We start from the raw sequence: 19473 nt of genomic DNA, 5'->3' as shown, positions 1-19473 counted from the left end.
GTGGCGAAGGCACGGTGGATGCGGTGCTGGCGGCGCGCCCCGGCGAACGTCGCGAGCTGGATGTCTGCGGGCCGCTGGAGCAACCAGTGAAAGCCCACTGGGGCTGGCTGGACGACGCCACGGCCGTCATCGAGATGGCCGCCGCCAGTGGTCTGCACTGGGTGCCCGAAGGCCAGCGCGACGCTACGCGCACCACCAGCCGCGGTACTGGCGAGCTGATCCACGAAGCGCTGGATGCGGGAGCGAAGAAGATCATCGTCGGCCTGGGCGGCAGCGCCACCAATGACGGCGGGCTGGGGCTGTTGCAGGCACTGGGCGTGAGCTTTGTCGACGGACAGGGCAACGAGCTGGGCGCTGGCGGCGCGCAGCTCGCGGAGCTTGCGCGCATCGACCTGTCGAACCTCGATTCGCGCCTGGGGGAGGTCGAGGTGGAAGTAGCTGCCGACGTCAACAATCCCCTTTGCGGCCCCCATGGCGCTTCGGCTGTGTTCGGCCCGCAGAAGGGCGCCAACCCGGCGCAGGTGCAGCAACTGGACGCCGCACTCAAGCGCTTTGCCGAAGTCGCGGCACTGGCCCTCGGCCAGGATCACAGCCTGTTCCCCGGCGTCGGCGCGGCGGGCGGCCTGGGCTTCGCTTGCCGGGCCTTCCTCAAGGCGCGTTTCCGTCCGGGTATCGAGCTGATTGCCGAGTTGTCTGAACTGGAACCGGCGCTGGACGGCGCCTCGCTGGTGATCACCGGGGAAGGGCGGCTGGACGGCCAGAGCCTGCATGGCAAGACGCCGGTGGGTGTCGCTCACGTCTCCCGCCGCGCGGGTGTGCCGGTGATTGCGCTGGCGGGTAGCGTCGGCGAGGGGCTGGCCGAGTTGCGCGAGGTGGGAATCGAAGCAGCGTTCAGCCTGACGCCAGGGCCGATCACCCTGGCCGATGCCTGTGCGCGGGCGGCTGCCGAGCTGGAGAATCGCGCCGAGGCCCTGGCGCGCTTCTGGTCGCTGGCTCAGGCGGCGCGGTAGTCGTCGGCGGCGCGCTGCAGCCAGTCGGGCAGGTCGCGGCGCTTGACCTTGTCGCGCTTGGCGTCGGCCAGGCGCTGCAACAGATAGATACGTTTCTGCGGGTCATCGCCGGCCAGCGACAGCGCCAGGTCGCGGTCCATCCAGCGGCGGATGCGCCAGTAGATCCACCAGTGGAAATACAGGCCGGCGGCGGTGGTGACGACGATGATGAAATAGTCCATTGGCGATGCTCCTTCTGCAGCCCGGAGGCTACTCCATCGCGAGGCATGAAAAACTGAGCCAGGGCAGGCGTTTTCCGACGAACTGGCACAAACTGTACGAAAGCTGAATCGAGATCAGCCTGTTTCATGACCTGGCGTGACAGGCGGGCTGCCGTCGGAGTCTAATAGTCGTAGCCCTACTCGGAGGTTCCCTAATGCGTAAAACTGCCCTGATCGCCATCACGTTCGCTGCCGTGGCCATGACCCTCGGTGGCTGCCAGTCCAGCCTGACCGGCGACACCTATACCCGTGAAGAAGCACGTACCGTGCAGAACGTGCGCATGGGTACCATCCAGGCCCTGCGTCCCGTGAAGATCGAAGGCACCAAGACTCCCATCGGCTCGGTTGCCGGCGCCGCCGTTGGCGGTATCGGCGGCAGCGCCATCGGCGGCGGCAAGGGCAGCTATGTCACCGCCATCATCGGCGCCGTGGCCGGCGGCCTGCTCGGTGCAGCCACCGAAGAAGGCCTGACCCGTACCCAGGGCGTGGAAATCACCGTTCGCGAAGACGACGGCAGCACCCGCGCCTACGTCCAGCAGGTCGACGAAGGTGCCGTGTTCCGCGTTGGCGAGCGCGTGCGCATCCTCACCGTCAACGGTACCAGCCGCGTCGCCCACTGACCGGCTACAGGCTGCCCTTAGCGTGGCAGCCAGCGAAACCCAGCGCGCGGCAGTCGTTTCGACTGTCGCGCGCTATCGTTTGGGGGACAGGAAAATCCGCTGCGGCCCCCTGCGGGCGCGGCCCAAGCTTGCAATTTCGTAATAATTCAATCCATGACGCGTAATCGATAGATATGGATAATCGTCGCCTTTGCAAGCCGGTCGCCTGTGCGCGGGGTTGCCTTTCTGAGCACCGTCCGGCGGTGAAAAGGAGTGGGTCATGACGCTGGCGCTGATCATCGCGCTGCCTTTCTTCGGGGTATTGCTGCCGCTGCTGGCCGAGCGTTTCGGCCGTACTGCCTGCGCCACCGCTACCGGCCTGGTGCCGCTGGCCGGGCTGATCGTGCTGCTGGGCCAGCGCTCGGTGCTCGGCGGCGAGCCGCAGGTGCAGCGCCTGGAGTGGTTGCCGGAGCTGGGCCTGAACCTCAGCCTGCGCCTGGACGGCCTGGGCTTCCTGTTCGCCCTGCTGATTCTCGGCATCGGCCTGCTGGTGATTCTCTACGCCCGCTATTACCTGTCCGAGAAGGAACCCGCCGGGCGCTTCTTCGCCTTCCTGCTGCTGTTCATGGGCGCCATGCTCGGCGTGGTGCTGAGCGAAAACCTGTTGCTGATGCTGGTGTTCTGGGAGCTGACCAGCCTGTCGTCGTTCCTGCTGATCGGCTTCTGGGGCCATCGCTCGGATGCGCGCAAGGGCGCGCGCATGGCCCTGGCGGTGACCGGTGGCGGTGGCCTGGCGCTGCTCGCCGGCATCCTGCTGATCGGCCATGTGGTCGGCAGCTTCGAGCTTTCCACGGTGCTCGGCGCGCGCGAGGTGCTGCAGGCCAGCCCGCTGTTCCCGCTGGCGCTGTGCCTGGTGCTGCTGGGCGTGTTCACCAAGTCCGCGCAGTTCCCGTTCCACTTCTGGCTGCCCCATGCGATGGCGGCGCCGACGCCGGTGTCGGCCTACCTGCACTCGGCGACCATGGTGAAGGCCGGTGTGTTCCTGCTGGCGCGCCTGTACCCGCTGCTGTCGGGCAACGACCTGTGGTTCTACCTGGTCAGCCTGACCGGCCTTGCGACCCTGCTGATGGGCGCCTTCATGGCGCTGTTCCAGAACGACCTCAAGGGCCTGCTGGCCTACTCGACCATCAGCCACCTGGGCCTGATCACCCTGCTGTTCGGCCTGGATTCGCCCATGGCCAACGTCGCGGCGATCTTCCACATCATCAACCACGCCACCTTCAAGGCTTCGCTGTTCATGGCCGCCGGGATCATCGACCACGAGACCGGCAGCCGCGACATGCGCCGCATCAATGGCATGTGGAAGTACATGCCGCACACCGCCGTGCTGGCGATGGTGGCGTCGGCGTCCATGGCCGGCGTGCCGCTGCTCAACGGCTTCCTCAGCAAGGAAATGTTCTTCGGCGAGACCCTGGCGCAGAACATGATGGGCAGCTTCAACTGGCTGATCCCGGCGCTGGCCACCGTCGGCGCGCTGTTCTCGGTGAGCTACTCGGTGCGCTTCATCCACGACGTGTTCTTCAACGGCGAGCCGATCAACCTGCCCAACCCGCACCCCCACGAGCCGCCGCGCTACATGAAGGTGCCGGTGGAAATCCTCGTGCTGATCTGCCTGCTGGTGGGCGTCATGCCAGGGGTTATCGTCGGCCCGTTGCTGGCCGGCGCTGCCGCATCGAGCCTGAATGGCGCGCTGCCCGAATACAGCCTGGCGATCTGGCACGGCTTCAACGCACCGCTGGCGATGAGCTTTGTCGCGACGGCTGGCGGCGTGCTGCTCTACGTGCTGCGCAAGCCGCTGTTCGACTGGTACGCCGGGTTGCCGGCGGTGGACGCCAAGCTGGTGTTCGAGCAGCAGGTTCAGCGTGTGGTGCGCTTCGCTGCGCGCGTGACCGGCTACCTGGAGAACGGCTCGTTGCAGCGCTACGCCATGCTGCTGGTGCTGGCCGCCGTGGTGGTGGTGTTCGCCGGCCTCGCACCGCTGCCCGCTATCGAGGGCGACCGTGCGCAGACCCCGCTGGATGGCATCACCGCCCTGGGCCTGGTCCTGCTGGCCATCGCCGGGCCGCTCACCGTCTGGTTCCATCGCCAGCGCCTCACCGCGCTGGTGATCCTCAGCATCGCCGGTCTGCTGGTGGCACTGGCCTTCGCCCGTTTCGCCGCACCGGACCTCGCACTGACGCAACTGTCGGTGGAAGTGGTGACCATGGTCCTGCTGATGCTGGCGCTGTACTACCTGCCGGCGCGCACGCCGAAGACCTCCAGCAGCCTGCGCCGTCTGCGCGACTTCGTGATCGCCATCGGTGCCGGGGTGATGGTCACGCTGCTGGCCTACGCCGTGCTCACCCGCCCTTACGACAGCATCGCCGGCTACTACCTGGAGAACAGTGTCTCCGGTGGTGGCGGGCACAACGTGGTGAACGTGATCCTGGTGGACTTCCGTGGCTTCGATACCCTCGGCGAGATCACCGTGCTGGCAATTGCCGCCGTCGGAATCTTCGCGCTGCTCGACGGCCTGCGCCTGCTGCGCCGCGAGACTGACGACGAAGGCCGCGCCTGGGCGAAGGACCGCTTCCCGCCGATCCTCGCCACCTTGTCGCGCCTGCTGTTGCCGCTGGCGCTGCTGGTCTCGGTATTCATCTTCCTGCGCGGCCACAACCTGCCGGGCGGCGGCTTCATCGCCGGGCTGATCACCTCGGTGGCGCTGATCCTCCAGTACATCGCCTGCGGCAGCCGCTGGGTGAGCACGCGCCTGCCGCTGGACTACAGCCGTCTCGCCGGCCTCGGCGTGCTGATCGCCGGGCTGACCGGGCTGGGCGCGTGGTTCTTCGGCTTCCCGTTCCTCACCTCGGCGTTCGGCCACTTCCACATTCCGCTGGTGGGCGACATTGAACTGGCCACCGCCATGCTCTTCGACCTGGGTGTGTACTTCACCGTGGTTGGTGCGACGCTGCTGATCCTCTCGGGCCTCGGTTCTGTCACGGCACCGCCCCCCTCGTTAGAGCCAAGAGAGCCGCTGACCAAGGAGGCGCATTGATGGAAGCGTTGTTCGCCATCGCCCTCGGCCTGCTGACCGCCAGCGGTGTCTACCTGCTGCTGCGCGCGCGCACCTTCCCGGTGGTGCTGGGGCTGACCCTGCTGTCCTACGCGGTCAACCTGTTCCTCTTCGCCATGGGCCGGCTGGCCGGCGATCCGGCGGTGATCGGTCAGGTCGCCAATGCCGGCGACCCGATCCCCCAAGCGTTGGTGCTGACCGCCATCGTCATCGGCTTCGCCATGACCGCCTTCGTCATCGTGCTGGCCCTGCGCGGGCTGGCGGATACCGGCGGCGACCATGTCGATGGCGGCGAGGGGGAGGACGCTCGATGAACCACTGGCTGATCCTTCCGGTCCTGCTGCCGCTGTTCGCCGGTTGCGCGCTACTGCTCGTGGGCGAGCGCCTGCAGCGTGGCCTGTCGCTGCTCGCGACCCTGGCGCTGCTGCCGCTTTCCGCCGTGCTGCTGCAACAGGCCGACAGCGGCGTGGTGCAGTTCTACGCGCTGGGCAACTGGCAGCCGCCGTTCGGCATCATCCTGGTGCTGGACCGCCTCAGTGCGTTGCTGATCGCGGCCACTGCGCTGCTCGCCAGCCTGTCGCTGATCTACGCGGTACGTGGCGATGACCGGCGCGGCAAGCGCTTCCACGCGTTATTCCAGTTTCAGCTGCTGGGGCTGAACGGGGCGTTTCTCACCGGCGATCTGTTCAACCTCTTCGTGTTCTTCGAGATCCTGCTGATCGCCTCCTACGCGCTGTTGCTGCATGGCGGCGGGGTAGGGCGGGTGCGCGCGGGCGTGCACTATGTGGTGCTCAACCTCGTCGGCTCGGCGTTCTTCCTCCTCGCGGTGGGCACGCTCTACGGCATCACCGGCACCCTGAACATGGCGCACATGGCCGAGCGCGTGGCGCAGCTGAGCGCCGAGCAGGCGCCGCTGGTGCGCGCGGCGGCATTGCTGCTGCTGGTGGTGTTCGGCCTCAAGGCCGCGCTGCTGCCGTTGTACTTCTGGCTGCCCAAGGCCTATGCCGAGGCCAGCGCGCCGGTGGCGGCGCTGTTCTCGATCATGACCAAGGTCGGCATCTACTCGATCCTGCGGGTCTACACGCTGATCTTCGGCGAGCAGGCCGGTGAGCTGGCGAACCTGGCGCAAGCCTGGCTGTGGCCGCTGGCTCTGGCCGGCATCGTCGCCGGTGCGCTGGGCGCGCTGGCGGCGACCACGCTGCAAGGCCTGCTGTCCTACCTGGTGGTGGTCTCCGCCGGCACACTGCTGGCAGCCATCGCCCTGGGTACGCCGGAGGCGCTGTCCGCCACGCTCTACTACCTGCTGCACAGCATCTGGGTGGCCGGTGGCCTGTTCCTGCTGGCCGACCTGATTGCTCGCCAGCGCGGCGAAAAGGGCGGCCGACTGGTGCAGGGGCCGGCGCTGCTGCAACCGCATCTGCTCGGCGGCGCGTTCTTCTTTGGCGCCATCGCGGTTGCCGGATTGCCGCCGCTGTCGGGCTTCCTCGGCAAGCTGATGCTGCTGCGCTCGGTGAGCGGCGGCAGCGAAGCCATCGCGCTGTGGAGCGTGGTGCTGGTCAGCGGGCTGGTGACCATAGTCGCCCTGAGCCGCGCCGGCAGCACGCTGTTCTGGCGCACGGGCCTCAGCGTGCTGGGCAGCGCCAATCGCGAACCGCTGAAGATGCTGGCGTGCTTCGGCCTGCTGGCCAGTGCACCGCTGATGGTGGTCGCTGCGCGGCCGCTGATCACTTATGCACAGGCCACCGCGACGCAGCTGCTGGATGCCGGGCTGTACCGCCAGGCGATCCTGCTGGGAGGTGGCGCATGATCCGGCGCATCCTTCCGCACCCGTTGCTCAGCGGCGTGCTGCTGCTGAGCTGGCTGCTGCTGGTCAACGATTTCTCCCTCGGCCACTGGCTGCTCGGCGCCTTCCTCGGCCTGAGCATCCCGCTGCTGTGCCGCAACCTGCTGCTGGCCGCGCCGCGCATCCAGCGGCCGGGCCTGTTGCTGCGCTTCATCGGGCTGGTGCTCTACGACATAGTCGTGGCCAACCTGCAGGTGGCGAAACTGGTGCTGGGGCCGAAGGCCAACCTGCAACCGGGCTTCGTCGAGATTCCCCTGGAGCTGACCGATGACCTGGCCATCAGCATCCTCGCCAGCGTCATCACCCTGACTCCGGGCACCTGTTCTGCCGACCTCTCCGCCGACCGCCGCACACTGCTGGTCCACGGCATTGATGTACCGGACCCGCAGGCGCTGGTGGCGGACATCAAGGCGCGCTATGAGGCGCCGTTGAAGGAGGTGTTTGCATGCTCGGCATCGTGATCCCGATCTGCCTGGCGCTGCTGGGCCTCGCCGTGCTGCTCACCGTGGCGCGGCTGATTCGCGGACCGTCGGTGGCGGACCGTATCCTCGCGCTGGACACCCTGTCTGTGGAGGCCATTGCGCTGATTATGCTGTTCGGAATCTGGAAGGGCAGCGGCCTGTACTTCGAGGCGGCGCTGCTGATCGCGGTGATGGGTTTCGTCAGCACCGTGGCGCTGTGCAAGTTCCTGCTGCGCGGAGACATCATCGAATGAGTGGCGACATGATCGTGGAAGCGCTGGTCTGCCTGTTGTTGCTGGCCGGGAGCTTGTTTGCCCTGCTCGGTGCTATCGGCCTGTACCGGCTGCCGGACTTCTATACGCGCCTGCACGCGCCGACCAAGGCTTCGACCCTGGGGGTGGGCGGTGTGGTGTTGGCGTCGCTGCTGTACTTCAGCACCCGTGGTGAGGGTGTCAGCCTGCATGAAGTGCTGATCACCGTGTTCCTGTTCATCACTGCGCCGGTGAGTGCGCATCTGCTGGCCAAGGCGGCGATGCAGCAGCGGGTGCCGGTGGAGCGGGGGACCAAGGGGAAGCCCTGGGACTGATTTCGACGCTTCCAGATTGGGAGTTCTGCGTCGCGTCGGCGTGCGCGCGGACTCAGTGGTTTCGCCCCCTCGGGCGACCTACTTTGGCAAACGCCCCAAAGTAGGCAAAGGTCTTGCCCCGGACATCCGGTTTTTCGCTTAGGCGAAAAATTCCCTCGTTGAATTGAAGTTTCAGGGGCACGCGCTGACGGGCCATCCATGGCCCGACAGCGCTCTCGCGACATCCATGTCGCTCAACCCCTGAAACTCCAATTCAACGAGGCCTCCTGAACGGGGCAATTGGCGTGCGCGGATATTTCTCTGGAAGTCCTCAAGAGCCAAAGCCGGATCGGTGTGTGGAGTGGGCTCTTCGTAGGAGCGAGCTTGCTCGCGAACCGCCCTGGCGCCGGAGTCGCCGGTGAGTTTGTTCGCGAGCGAGCTCGCTCCTACACAAAAGCCGCGCCGCCCATACAGTTTCCCCACGATTCTGTACCTGTCGGCCGCAAGCACGCGCCTCCTATACTCCGGGGACCTTTTGACTGGAGCGTCCCGTGCAGCAATCCCGGCCGTTCGCCCTCGCGTGCCTGGTGCTGGCCATGGCGCTCTGGGGCAGTTCCTTCATTGCGCTGAAATTCGCCTTCCAGGAAATGCCGGCCATGTGGGTGATCTTCGCCCGTATGGCGCTGGGCAGCCTGATCTTCCTCGCCGCCTGGCGCTGGCGCGGGCGCATCGACTACCGCGCCGGCGACTGGAAGTGGCTGCTGGCGCTGGCCGCCTGCGAGCCCTGCCTGTACTTCATCTTCGAGTCCCTGGCGCTGCAGCAGACCAGCGCGGCGCAGGCCGGGATGATCACCGCGCTGCTGCCGCTGCTGGTGGCGGTCGGTGCATTCTTCCTGCTGCACGAGAAGATCGCCCGCAACACCTGGCTGGGCTTCGGCCTGGCGGTGCTCGGCTCGCTCTGGCTGACCCTGGCCAGCGAGCCGGACCGCCATGCGCCGAACCCGCTGCTGGGCAATTTCTACGAACTGCTGGCGATGCTCTGCGCCACCGGCTACACCCTGTTGCTCAAGCATCTGTCGGCGCGCTACTCGCCGTTCATCCTCACCGCCATGCAGGCGTTCATCGGTTCGCTGTTCTTCCTGCCGCTGGCGCTGGCGACGTCGGGGCTGCCGGCGGCGCCCGGCCCGACCGGCTGGTTCGCCCTGGTCTACCTGGGCAGCGTGGTGACCGTCGGCGCCTATGGCCTGTACAACTTCGGCGTCAGCCGCCTGCCGGCGAGCCAGGCGACCGGCTTCATCAACCTGATCCCGGTGTTCACCCTGATCTTCGCCGCGCTGCTGCTGGGCGAGGTGCTCAGCGGCCAGCAGGCGCTGGCCGCCGGCCTGGTATTCGTCGGCGTCGCCCTCAGCCAGTGGCGCAGCGCGCCGCCCACAACGCCCGCCGGTGTGCTGGACTGAACCCATTGAACCGCTTGCCCTGCCAGGAGAACCAAACGATGGCCACCCAGGAACGCAACTGGACCCGCGAGGCGATCCGCATCATCGAGGCGGATTTCCAGCGCAGCGCCGATACCCACCTGATCCCCCTGGAGATGCCCGGCCTGCCGGGTGTGGACCTGTACTTCAAGGACGAGTCGAGCCACCCCACCGGCAGCCTCAAGCACCGCCTGGCGCGCTCGCTGTTCCTCTATGCGCTGTGCAACGGCTGGCTGAAGCCGGGCGCGCCAGTGATCGAGGCGTCCAGCGGCTCGACGGCGATTTCCGAGGCCTACTTCGCCCGGCTGCTCGGCCTGCCGTTCATTGCCGTGGTGCCGGCCAGCACCTCGAAGGAGAAGATCGCGCAGATCGCCTTCTACGGCGGCCAGTCACACCTGGTGGACGACCCGACGCAGATCTACGCCGAGTCCGAACGGCTGGCGAAGGAAACCGGCGGCCACTTCATGGACCAGTTCACCTACGCCGAGCGCGCCACCGACTGGCGGGCCAACAACAACATCGCCGAATCGATCTTCCAGCAGATGCGCCACGAGCGTTTCCCCGAGCCGGCCTGGCTGGTCTCCAGCCCCGGCACCGGCGGCACCCTGGCGACCCTGGGGCGCTTCGCCCGCTACCGCCGGCATGACACCCGCGTGCTCTGCGCCGACGCGGAACGTTCGGTGTTCTTCGATTCGTACAAGACCGGCGACCGCGACCTGACCCTGAGCTACGGCTCGCGCATCGAAGGCATCGGCCGCCCGCGGGTGGAAGCATCCTTCCTGCCCAATGTGCTCGACGCCTGCTGCAAGGTGCCGGACGACCTGTCGCTGGCGGCCATGCACTACCTGGCGCGGCGCCTGGGCCGGCATGTCGGCGGCTCCAGCGGCACCAACCTGATCGGCGCGCTGCTGGTGGCGCGGCAGATGGTGGCGCGGCGCGAGAGCGGCTCGGTGGTGGCGCTCATCTGCGACAGCGGCGAGCGCTACGAGACCAGCTATTACAACCCGCTGTGGCTGATTTCCCAGGGCTTCGACCTCGATCCGCTGATCGAGGCCGTGCGCCAGTGCGCCGAGCACGGAGCGGCGCTGCCCGGCGATCTGCCCTGTATCGGACTGGAGTGATTCACTTGGAGGGAAGCATGAAGACCATCGGCCTGATCGGCGGCATGAGCTGGGAATCGACCATTCCCTACTACCGGCAGATCAACGAACGCATCAAGGAGCGCCTGGGCGGCCTGCACTCGGCGAAGGTCGCGCTGTACAGCGTGGACTTCCACGAGATCGAGCGCCTGCAGCACGCCGGCGACTGGGACGCCGCCGGCCGTGTGCTGGCTGACGCGGCCCGTGCGCTGAAGGCGGCGGGCGCAGATTTCCTCGTGCTCTGTACCAACACCATGCACAAGGTGGCGCCGGCCATCGAGGCGGCGGTGGACATCCCGCTGCTGCACATCGCCGACCCGACCGCCGAGGCGATCCGCGCGGCGGGCGTGGCCAGCGTCGGCCTGCTGGGCACGCGCTTCACCATGGAGCAGGCGTTCTACAAGGATCGCCTGGTGGACAAGTTCGGGCTCAAGGTACTGACGCCGAGCGAAGCCGACCGCCAGGTCGTGCACCGGATCATCTACGAGGAATTGTGCCTGGGGCAGATTCGGGATGAATCGCGGGAAGAGTACCGGCGCATCATCGCCGCGCTGGTGGAGCAGGGCGCCGAGGCGGTCATTCTCGGTTGCACGGAGATTTCGCTGCTGGTCGGCCCGGCGGACGCCTCCGTGCCGCTGTTCGATACCACCGCACTGCACGCGCTGCATGCAGCTGACGCCGCGGTCCAGGGAGAACGCGCATGAGCTTCATCAGCCTGAAGGTGCGCGCGGCGTTTATCGTGCACGGCTACGACGAGCACAACCGCGAGGTGATCGAGCAGGTCTCCGATCCGGACTTCGTCGAGAAGCTGGTGCGTATCGAGCGCATCCAGTCGATCAGCGAGAAGTACGTGCTGGTGACCGCCAGCGATGGCCGGCTGGCTTACTGGGAATACGCCGAGGATTTCGCAGCGCTCAAGGCGCGGCTGAAGGCGGCGGGGTTGCTGGTCTGACGCTGCCAGAGCCGGCGGATAACCTGTTCCAGGTTATTCGCCCTACGGTCCGCTCTTCGTAGGAGCGGACCTTGTCCGCGAATCCAACTGGCTCGCTCCGATGCTTTGCGTTTGCGTAGGGCGAATAACGCGCCAGCGTTATTCGCCTCGACGGGTTTGGTGGATAACCTGTTCCAGGTTATGCGCCCTACGGTCTGGTTTGCGGTTTGCGGTTTGCGGTTTGCGGTTTGCGGTTTGCGGTTGCGTAGGAGCGGACTCTGTCCGCGATGGGTCCGAATCGCGCCGGATATCGATCGCGGACGGAGTCCGCTCCTACGTTGCAGGGAAGTTCGCAGCGGGAGGCGATCAATCGCCGCTGGAGCCGCCCGGATAGGCACAACCGCGCACGACCTTGTCATTCAGCCGCAGCTCGGCGGAGAGGTTGCTCAGGGCGCCGCTCATGCTGTCCTGGCAGCGCGAGGGCGCAACCCACAGCTCGACCTTCTCGCCGTTGGCTTCGCTGGAGTAGCTGGTGCTGCCGTCGGGCACGCCTTCGGCGATGTAGGGCAGGACCAGGGATTCCTTGCCCGGCTGCTCGATCAGCATGCCCTGGCTGTTCACCAGCACGCTCCAGCCCGGCTCGTTGCCGTGTGCACGGACCACGGCACGCTTGAAGTTCGGGTCGTCGCAGCCGGCGCCCTCGTTCTGCAGGCGCAGCACCTTGGCTACCTCCAGCTTGCCGTCGGTGCCCTGGGCGGAGCTGCCGCTGAAGCTGCCGCGTAGGTCGGCGAACAGCGAGGTGGCGCCATCGTTGAACATCTCCAGCGCGTCGCGGGGCAGGCCGGTGTTGCCGGTGTCCTCGATGCTGAAGCGGCGCTGCTCGGTGCAGCTGCGGAACACCAGCTGGCCATCCTGGCGGGTCAGTTCGCCCTGCAGACGGGTGGAGGCGTTAATATCGGTCTTGTTCGGCGTCCACACCTGGCAGGCGGCGAACAGGGGCAGCAGGCTGAACAGAATGAAACGGCTGGATCGCATGGAACGGGCTCCCTCGAAAGTGCGCCCACGTTACCCAGCGAAGCCGGTCACCTCAAGCCGACGAGGAGGATTTCGGATGATTCGTTGCAAGCGTGCGTACGAGGCACCCGCGAAGGAGGACGGCCAGCGGGTGCTGGTGGACCGCCTGTGGCCGAGGGGAATCCGCAAGGAGGACCTGCACATGGACCAGTGGGCCAAGGATGCTTCGCCATCCAACGAACTGCGCCAGCGATTCCACCACGACTCGAGTCTGTTCGAGGATTTCCGCAAGGCCTATCACGGCGAGCTGAACGCCCACCCGGAACACTGGATGGGCCTGCTGGACCTGGCGCGCAAGGGCACGCTGACGCTGCTCTACGCGGCCAAGGACGAGGAACACAACAACGCCCAGGTGCTGGCGGAGTTCCTCGAAGACGAGCTGGAGAAGCAGGGCGAGGGGAGTTCCCCGGTGTGCTATGCCGGCAAGACCGAGTAGGGGCTGTTCGCGAGCAAGCTCGCTCCTACAGGTCCCGGCGTGCTGCGCTTTTCGTAGGAGCGAGCTTGCTCGCGAACCGAAGGATGGCGCCGCATTGTCAGCAGAATCGTAGGGCGAATAACGCGTCAGCGTTATCCGCCGCAACAGGGCCGGCGCATAACCTGTTCCAGGTTATGCGCTCTACGAGGACATCTCGTTACCAGATCTTGTAGACCTGTCCGCTCTGCTTGCCTTCCACGCTGCGGGCGAAGCCCAGGGCAGCGTCGGCGGCCGGCACCGGCTTGAAGCCGCGGAAGAACGGACCGTAGCCCTCCATCGACTCCACCAGCACGTTCGGGCTCACCGCGTTGATTCGCTGGCCGCGCGGCAGTTCCAGGGCGGCGCTGCGCACGAAGCCTTCCACCGCGCCGTTGACCAGGCTGGCCGAGCTGCCCAGCACAATGGGCTGTTCGGTGAGAATGCCGGAGGTGAGGGTGAAGGAGGCGCCGTCGTTGGCGTACTGGCTGCCGATCAGCACCAGGTTCACCTGGCCCATCAGCTTGTCCTTCAGGCCTACCGCCATTTCCTTTTCGCCCATATCCGCCAGCGCACCGAAGTGCACCTTGCCGGCGGCGCTGATCAGCGCGTCGAAGCTGCCGACCTGCTCGAACAGCGCGCGGATCGAGGCGCTGTCAGTGATGTCCACGCGGTAGTCGCCGCTGCTGCGGCCGACGCGGATGATCTCGTGGCGCTGGCCCAACTCGTTGGCGACGGCCTGGCCGAGGGTGCCGCTGGCACCGATCAGGATGATTTTCATGAAGGCTCCAAAGGGATTTGGCTGAAGACAGCTACAGAGTAGAGTGGTCTCCTGTTTAGATAATCATGCCAATCAACAACCTTTGGTTTTCATATGGAAACAATCACCAGCGACCTCGAAGACCTTTCCGCCTTCGCCGTGCTGCTCGAATGCGGCAGCTTCACCCGCGCGGCGGAGAGGCTCGGCTGCAGCAAGGGTCAGCTGTCCAAGCGGATTTCCGCGCTGGAGCAGGCGCTGGGCGCGACGCTGGTGCATCGCACGACTAGACGCCTGTCGCTGACCGCTGCGGGGGCCGCGCTGTTGCCCGAGGCCCAGGCACTCAACGCCCAGGCCGCGCGGGCGCGGCAGGCGGTGCTGGCGCTGCAGGAGGAAGCCCAGGGCAAGGTCCGGCTGAGCGTGCCGGTGTCGCTGGGCGAGACCTTCTTCGATGCCTGGCTGATGGAGTTTTCCCGGCAGTACCCGGACATCCGCCTGGAGCTGGACCTGTCCAACGATCGCCGCGACCTGATGGCCGACGGTTTCGACCTGGCGATCCGCTCCGGCAGCCTGGCGGTGGACGAGCGCCTGGTGGCGCGGCCGCTGTTCGCGCTGCAGGAGCTGACCTGCGCCACGCCGGCCTACCTGGCCGAACACGGCGTGCCTGAGGTACCGGCAGAGCTGGCCGGACATTCCTGCCTGCAGAACACCCATTACCAGGACAGCGACGTCTGGCTCTACCAGCGTCACCACGAACTGTTCCGGGTGACGGTGAACGGCCTGCTGGCGAGCAACCACTACACCCTGCTGAAGAAGGCTGCACTGGCGGGTGCAGGCATCAGCCGACTGCCGTCCTACATGATTCAGCAGGAATTGGCTGAAGGCAGCCTGGTCTGGCTGCTGCGTGACTATCAGACCCGGACCCAGCCGGTGTTCCTCATCCACCCCTACCAGGGCCGTCTGCCGCGCCGCACGCAGTTGCTGGCGGACTACCTGCTGCGCTGGTTTGAGCGCAGTCGGATGCAGTTGGTCGCACTGGAAGGCTGACGGCCTTCAGAAATTTCATTCGTCGTTCAGCTTCGTTCAGCGATGGTTCAGAGAGGGTTCAGGGGGAGTTCAGGGACTGATCGTTAGGCTTTCACCATCACTTTTGAGAGCCTTCCGAGGTAACCGCCATGAACCGTTCCACTCTGCTGCTGACTGCCCTGTTCACCAGCGCCGCTCTGCTGAGCGGCTGCGCTTCCAACCTGTCGGGTTCTTCCTACTCCCGCGCCGACGCCCGCGCCGTGCAGAACGTGCGCATGGGTACCATCGAGTCCCTGCGCCCGGTGCAGATCGAAGGCACCAAGACGCCCATCGGTACCCTGGCCGGCGCGGCAGTCGGCGGCATCGCCGGCAGCTCCATCGGCGGCGGTCGTGGCAAGGCCATTACCACCATCCTCGGCGGCGTCGCTGGCGGCGCAGCGGGCTCGGCGGTGGAAGAGGGCATCACCCGCACCCAGGGCGTCGAAATCGTCGTCCGCGAGGATGACGGCGGCACCCGCGCCTATGTTCAGGCGGTGGATGCGAACCAGCAGTTCCGCATCGGCGACCGCGTCCGCATCATGACCGTCAACGGCGCCAGCCGCGTCACCATCTGAACGGAGGACGCCCCATGCGCCGCCTGCTGATTGCTGCGCTGGTCCTGCTCGGCTGTGGCTCCGCCATGGCCGACGACGGGGGGTTCTGGTACCTGCAGACCAGCGTCTACACCACCCACTGGAACCACGACCCGGAGCACAACAACCATCAGGAACTGATTGGCCTGGAGCGCAACCGCGCCGACGGCTGGGTCTGGGGCGGCGCGACCTTCAAGAACTCGTTCAGCCAGCGCTCCAACTACGTCTACGGCGGCAAGCGCTTCGACTGGGAAGGCACGCCGTTCTACGCCAAGGTCACCGGCGGTGCGCTGCAAGGTTATCGCGGCGACTACCGCGACAAGATCCCACTGAACCGCTACGGCGTGGCGCCGGCGATCATCCCGTCGGTGGGGGCGCACCTGGGGCCGGTCGGCGCCGAGTTCGTGGTGCTGGGAGCATCCGCCGCCATGGTCAACGTCGGGCTGCGCTTCTGATTCTTCCTCCAGCCGAAATGCAACGGGCCGCGATGAGTGTTCATCGCGGCCCGCGTCGTTTCTGAAGGGCGGAAATGTCAGGCGGTAACGTCCTTCAGTGCCTTGTCCAGGCAGTCGATGAACAGCTCGGCATGTTCCTGTTCGAAAGCCAGCAGCGGACGAATCTTCAGGATGTTCTCCATGGGCCCCGCTGCGCTGATCAGCACGCCGCGCTCGCGCATGCCGTTGACCACCTGGCGGGTCTGGCTGGCGGCCGGGGTCTTGGCGTTGCGGTCGGTCACCAGTTCGACACCGAGGAACAGCCCGGCGCCGCGCACGTCGCCGATCAGTTCATGCTGGCCTGCCAGCTGGCGGATGCCTTCGGCGAGGAAGTCGCCGATGCGCTGGGAGCGTTCCTGCAGGTGTTCGTCGCGGATCACGTCGAGCACCGCCTGGCCGGCCGCGCAGGACACCGGGTTGCCGCCGAAGGTGTTGAAGTAGCGCACCTCGCGGCCGAAGCTTTCGAGGATTTCCGGGCGCACCACCACGCCGGCAATGGGCTGGCCGTTGCCCATGGGCTTGCCGAGGGTGACCAGGTCCGGCTGCACGCCGTGACGCTGGAAGCCCCACATGCTGGCGCCGGTGCGGGCGAAGCCGCTCTGCACTTCGTCGGCGATGTAGAGCAGGCCCTCGTCCTGGGCGACCTTCACCGCTTCGGCGAGGAAGCCGGCGGGGTCGGCCAGTACGCCGTCGCTGGCGAAGATGCCGTCGAGCAGCAGCGCGGCCGGCTTGATGCCATGGGCGCGCAGGTCGGCGATGGCGGCGCGCACGTCGTCGGCGAACAGCTTGCCGACGTTCTCCGCGCCCAGCCGGTACGCATCCGGCGCACGCACGGTACGGGCGTGAGCGGGCAGGGTAATGCCGGCGCCGAGGGACGGCGACAGCTCGGAGATGCTGCCGGTGACGCCGTGGTAGGCGAAGCGGGTGATGATCACCCCGGTGCCGCCGGTGTACTGGCGGGCGATGCGCAGGGCGAGGTCGTTGGCCTCGCTGCCGGTGCAGGTGAACATCACCTGATCGAGGCCGGCAGGGAAGGTGGAGAGCAGGTCCTCGGCGTAGTCGAGGATGCCTTCCTGCAGGTATCGGGTATGGGTGTTCAGCACCGCCGCCTGGCTGGCGATGGCCTGTACCACGCGCGGGTGGCAGTGGCCGATGGAGGCGACGTTGTTGTAGGCGTCGAGGTAGCGGTTGCCCTGGTTGTCGTAGAGCCACACACCCTCGCCGCGCACGGTGTGCAGCGGGCGCTCGTAGAACAGCCGGTAGGCCGGGCCGAGCAGGCGCGCTCGGCGCTCGATCAGGCTGCGTTCCTGTTCGCTCAGGCGCTGCGCGTCGGCGGCGCTGAATCCGTTGGGCATGGTCATGGGCGGGGCTCCTGTTGATTCGCGCGGGGGGCGTTGCAGGCGGCAACGATCTGCTCCTGGGCCTGTTCCCGGCTCAGGTTGGCCAGGCCCTGCAGGGCCTGCCAGGCGTGGCCGGTGTTGCGCAGGATGTAGTCACGGTTCTCGGGGTGCAGGCTGGCGCGCCAGGCGGTGATGCTCAGGGTCATGAGCAGCCGCGTGGCGATCAGGTCGGCGAGGATTTCCTGCTCTTCGGCCAGCAGCGGGCAGCGCCGGTGGTAGGCGGCGATCATCTCGCAGGCGGTGGCCAGCGGCGCGTCCGGTTCGCCCACCTGGTAGGCGGCGGCGACACCGAGGTCGTTGATCAGCGGGGCATGCACCATGTCGCCGAAGTCGAGGATGTTGCGCACGCGGTCCGGGTGCTGCGCGTCGACGATGACGTTGTGCGGGTTGAGGTCGTTGTGGATGACCTGGGCGCGCAGCGTGGCCTGGCGGGGCAGGGCGTGGCGCTCGAAGTTGTCGAGGAAGCGCTCGACCAGCGCGCGTTGCTCGCGGTCCTCGATGTAGGGCAGCAGGTTGCGCAGGCGCGAAGCGTGCTTGAGGTCCCAGAGCAGTTCGTGGTCGGTGGCGGCCGGGTGTTCGAAGCCCTTGAGCGCGAGGCCCAGGCGGGCCAGGTCGTCACCGAGGTTCTCGCGCAGTGCGCGGCTGCGCTGGGGCACGCGGTGCAGGGGCACGCCGTCGACGAAGGAGAACAGCCGGGCAATCATCGGCTGGCCGTCGACTTCCAGCGGAATCTGGTAGTCGCCGTTGAGCGACGGGTAGAGGCGCTGCACGGCCAGGGTCGGGTCGAGCTCCTCGATGCGCAGCAGGGCGCGGGTCTGGAAGTCCACTACCTGGCGGTCTTCCAGCGGGTGCGAGAGCTTCAGCAGGCGGTCGTCGCCATGGCCGTGGGCGATGTGGAAGTTCAGGTCGCGTTCACCGGCAAGGCGGTGCAGCGTGCCGCGCTGGCCGAAGTACTCCTCGGCGATGGCGGCGGCCTGGGCGTCGCTCACCTTGGCGGGTGCCGCTTCCAGCAGGTGGTCGTGGACGGGCGCGGTATTGAGGGGCACGGGTACTTCTCCAGCAAAGATAACGGGTCCAGCAGAGATATCAGGTCCAGCAGGGTTCAACGGGGCCAGCAGGGTTCAGCGGGTACAACGGGTTTCAGCAGGTCCGGCGGTATTGCAGCGGGGCGGATGTTCCCGCCCGGCGCAGGGCCGGGCGGGAGCGCGCGGGTTACTTGCTCGCCCAGGCGTTGAAGCGTTGTTCCAGTTCCTCGCCGTGGTCGATCCAGAACTCGGTGTCCATGGCGCGCGCGTTCTCCAGGTTCTGCGGCGCGGTGGGCAGCTTCGGCGCGATGGCCGGGTCGATCAGCGGGATGGTGTTCTTGTTGGTCGGGCCGTAGGGGATGCTCTCGGCGAAGACCTTCTGGTGCTCGGGCATGTTGGCCAGCGCGATGAACTGCTCGGAGAGTTCCTTCTTCGGGCTGCCCTTGACGATGGCCCAGTGGTCCAGGTCGTAGATGCTGCCGTTCCACTGCATGGCGAAGTCGCGGCCTTCCTTCTGCGCGGTGGCGACGCGGCCGTTGTAGGCGCTGGTCATCACCACGTCACCGGCGGCCAGCCACTGCAGCGGTTGCGCACCGGCTTCCCACCACTGGATATAAGGCTTGATCTCGTCGAGCTTCTTGAACGCGCGGTCCACGCCTTCCTTGGTGCCCAGCACCTTGTACAGGTCGGCCTGTTTCACGCCGTCGGCTTCCAGGGCGAATTCCAGGGTGAACTTGGCGCCACGGCGCAGGCCGCGCTTGCCGGGGAATTTCTTCACGTCCCAGAAATCGGCCCAGCCGCTGGGCGCGCTGGCGAGTTTCTTGGCGTCGTAGGTGAGCACCGTGGACCAGATGAAGATGCCCACGCCGCAATCGCTGACGGCGGCGTCGAGGAAGTCCTCGCGCTTGCCCAGCTTCGACCAGTCGAGCTGTTCGAACAGGCCTTCGCTGCAACCGCGCATCAGTTCCGGGGATTCCACCTCGACCACGTCCCAGCTGGTCTTGCCGGTGTCGGCCATGACCTTGATCTTGGCCATCTCGCCGTTGTACTCGGCGCCCTGGACGGTGACCTTGGCCTGCTGCTCGAAGGGTTTGTAGAAGGCCTTTTCCTGGGCCACCTTGTTGTCTCCACCGAAGGACACCACGGTCAGCGTCTCGGCGTGGAGCTGGGCGGCGCCGCCGGCCAGCATCATCAGTGCTATGGCTTTCTTGAACATGCG

Annotated in this window: 22 protein-coding genes; 16 read left to right on the top strand and 6 right to left on the bottom strand. The window is 66.7% G+C overall.

The window, feature by feature from the left end:
• Positions 1-1010: glycerate kinase (locus QO207_RS28525; protein WP_301535610.1), on the top strand; the 1010-nt coding region annotated here is incomplete at its 5' end.
• On the opposite strand, the gene QO207_RS28520 is transcribed toward QO207_RS28525, so the two are convergent.
• Positions 995-1231 (bottom strand): hypothetical protein, encoded by a 237-nt coding sequence (locus QO207_RS28520; RefSeq protein ID WP_301535609.1) that lies wholly within the window; start codon positions 1229-1231, stop codon positions 995-997. The two genes, QO207_RS28525 and QO207_RS28520, sit on opposite strands and share 16 nt — an antisense overlap.
• Before the next feature lie 194 nt (positions 1232-1425).
• Here QO207_RS28520 and QO207_RS28515 point away from each other — a divergent pair, with 194 nt between their 5' ends.
• From QO207_RS28515 to QO207_RS28465, 11 genes are all read left to right on the top strand, one after another.
• Positions 1426-1890 carry a glycine zipper 2TM domain-containing protein gene (locus tag QO207_RS28515; protein ID WP_301535608.1) on the top strand — a complete coding sequence of 155 codons (465 nt, stop codon included), beginning with the start codon at positions 1426-1428 and terminating at the stop codon, positions 1888-1890.
• A gap of 259 nt (positions 1891-2149) precedes the next feature.
• Positions 2150-4963, top strand: coding sequence for a monovalent cation/H+ antiporter subunit A (locus tag QO207_RS28510; RefSeq protein ID WP_301535607.1), 2814 nt, complete (start codon positions 2150-2152; stop codon positions 4961-4963).
• The gene (locus QO207_RS28505; RefSeq protein ID WP_301535606.1) at positions 4963-5295 is read left to right on the top strand and encodes a Na+/H+ antiporter subunit C; all 333 of its coding nucleotides are present in this window, start codon (positions 4963-4965) and stop codon (positions 5293-5295) included. Before QO207_RS28510 ends, QO207_RS28505 begins: the two co-directional genes overlap by 1 nt.
• Positions 5292-6788, top strand: coding sequence for a monovalent cation/H+ antiporter subunit D (locus tag QO207_RS28500; protein ID WP_301535605.1), 1497 nt, complete (start codon positions 5292-5294; stop codon positions 6786-6788). Before QO207_RS28505 ends, QO207_RS28500 begins: the two co-directional genes overlap by 4 nt.
• The gene (locus tag QO207_RS28495) at positions 6785-7285 is read left to right on the top strand and encodes a Na+/H+ antiporter subunit E (protein ID WP_253443531.1); all 501 of its coding nucleotides are present in this window, start codon (positions 6785-6787) and stop codon (positions 7283-7285) included. Before QO207_RS28500 ends, QO207_RS28495 begins: the two co-directional genes overlap by 4 nt.
• Positions 7270-7539 (top strand): K+/H+ antiporter subunit F, encoded by a 270-nt coding sequence (locus QO207_RS28490; protein WP_301535604.1) that lies wholly within the window; start codon positions 7270-7272, stop codon positions 7537-7539. Before QO207_RS28495 ends, QO207_RS28490 begins: the two co-directional genes overlap by 16 nt.
• Entirely contained in the window at positions 7536-7871 is a 336-nt protein-coding gene (locus QO207_RS28485; protein WP_301535603.1) for a Na+/H+ antiporter subunit G, read from the top strand. The genes QO207_RS28490 and QO207_RS28485 overlap by 4 nt, the downstream gene beginning before the upstream one ends.
• Positions 7872-8401: 530 nt before the next feature.
• Positions 8402-9307, top strand: coding sequence for a DMT family transporter (locus QO207_RS28480; RefSeq protein WP_301535602.1), 906 nt, complete (start codon positions 8402-8404; stop codon positions 9305-9307).
• A gap of 38 nt (positions 9308-9345) precedes the next feature.
• Positions 9346-10446, top strand: a complete 1101-nt coding sequence (locus tag QO207_RS28475) for a PLP-dependent cysteine synthase family protein (RefSeq protein ID WP_301535601.1) — start codon at positions 9346-9348, stop codon at positions 10444-10446.
• A gap of 17 nt (positions 10447-10463) precedes the next feature.
• On the top strand, positions 10464-11168 hold the full coding sequence (locus QO207_RS28470) for an aspartate/glutamate racemase family protein (RefSeq protein ID WP_301535600.1): 705 nt from the start codon (positions 10464-10466) through the stop codon (positions 11166-11168).
• The gene (locus tag QO207_RS28465; protein ID WP_301535599.1) at positions 11165-11416 is read left to right on the top strand and encodes a hypothetical protein; all 252 of its coding nucleotides are present in this window, start codon (positions 11165-11167) and stop codon (positions 11414-11416) included. Before QO207_RS28470 ends, QO207_RS28465 begins: the two co-directional genes overlap by 4 nt.
• Positions 11417-11761: 345 nt before the next feature.
• Here QO207_RS28465 and QO207_RS28460 read toward each other — a convergent pair whose 3' ends face one another.
• Positions 11762-12430: a COG3650 family protein gene (locus QO207_RS28460; RefSeq protein ID WP_301535598.1), complete on the bottom strand. Its 669-nt coding sequence runs from the start codon at positions 12428-12430 to the stop codon at positions 11762-11764.
• 76 nt (positions 12431-12506) lie between these two features.
• Here QO207_RS28460 and QO207_RS28455 point away from each other — a divergent pair, with 76 nt between their 5' ends.
• Positions 12507-12905, top strand: a complete 399-nt coding sequence (locus tag QO207_RS28455; RefSeq protein ID WP_301535597.1) for a DUF488 domain-containing protein — start codon at positions 12507-12509, stop codon at positions 12903-12905.
• A 196-nt stretch (positions 12906-13101) separates the two neighbouring features.
• On the opposite strand, the gene QO207_RS28450 is transcribed toward QO207_RS28455, so the two are convergent.
• Positions 13102-13701, bottom strand: coding sequence for a short chain dehydrogenase (locus tag QO207_RS28450; RefSeq protein WP_301535596.1), 600 nt, complete (start codon positions 13699-13701; stop codon positions 13102-13104).
• A 93-nt stretch (positions 13702-13794) separates the two neighbouring features.
• Between QO207_RS28450 and QO207_RS28445 the strand changes: the two genes are divergently transcribed.
• The 3 genes from QO207_RS28445 to QO207_RS28435 all read left to right on the top strand — a co-directional run bounded on the left by QO207_RS28445 (position 13795) and on the right by QO207_RS28435 (position 15790).
• Complete coding sequence (locus tag QO207_RS28445) at positions 13795-14724, top strand: LysR family transcriptional regulator (RefSeq protein WP_301535595.1); 930 nt, start codon at positions 13795-13797, stop codon at positions 14722-14724.
• A gap of 128 nt (positions 14725-14852) precedes the next feature.
• Positions 14853-15317, top strand: a complete 465-nt coding sequence (locus QO207_RS28440) for a glycine zipper 2TM domain-containing protein (RefSeq protein ID WP_301535594.1) — start codon at positions 14853-14855, stop codon at positions 15315-15317.
• A gap of 14 nt (positions 15318-15331) precedes the next feature.
• The gene (locus QO207_RS28435; RefSeq protein WP_301535593.1) at positions 15332-15790 is read left to right on the top strand and encodes a sn-glycerol-3-phosphate transporter; all 459 of its coding nucleotides are present in this window, start codon (positions 15332-15334) and stop codon (positions 15788-15790) included.
• A 77-nt stretch (positions 15791-15867) separates the two neighbouring features.
• Here the strand turns inward: QO207_RS28435 and QO207_RS28430 are convergent, their stop codons facing one another.
• The 3 genes from QO207_RS28430 to QO207_RS28420 form a co-directional block, all read right to left on the bottom strand.
• Positions 15868-17190 (bottom strand): aspartate aminotransferase family protein, encoded by a 1323-nt coding sequence (locus tag QO207_RS28430; protein WP_301535592.1) that lies wholly within the window; start codon positions 17188-17190, stop codon positions 15868-15870.
• Entirely contained in the window at positions 17187-18275 is a 1089-nt protein-coding gene (locus QO207_RS28425) for a phosphotransferase (protein ID WP_301535591.1), read from the bottom strand. The genes QO207_RS28430 and QO207_RS28425 overlap by 4 nt, the downstream gene beginning before the upstream one ends.
• Before the next feature lie 166 nt (positions 18276-18441).
• Positions 18442-19470 carry an ABC transporter substrate-binding protein gene (locus tag QO207_RS28420; RefSeq protein WP_184587508.1) on the bottom strand — a complete coding sequence of 343 codons (1029 nt, stop codon included), beginning with the start codon at positions 19468-19470 and terminating at the stop codon, positions 18442-18444.
• Positions 19471-19473 lie beyond the last annotated feature (3 nt).

The sequence above is a fragment of the Pseudomonas sp. CAN1 genome, assembly GCF_030462585.1.
Taxonomy (GTDB): domain Bacteria; phylum Pseudomonadota; class Gammaproteobacteria; order Pseudomonadales; family Pseudomonadaceae; genus Pseudomonas.
Note: the sequence above shows the minus strand (reverse complement) of the source record. Positions and strands in the feature narration are given on the sequence as shown.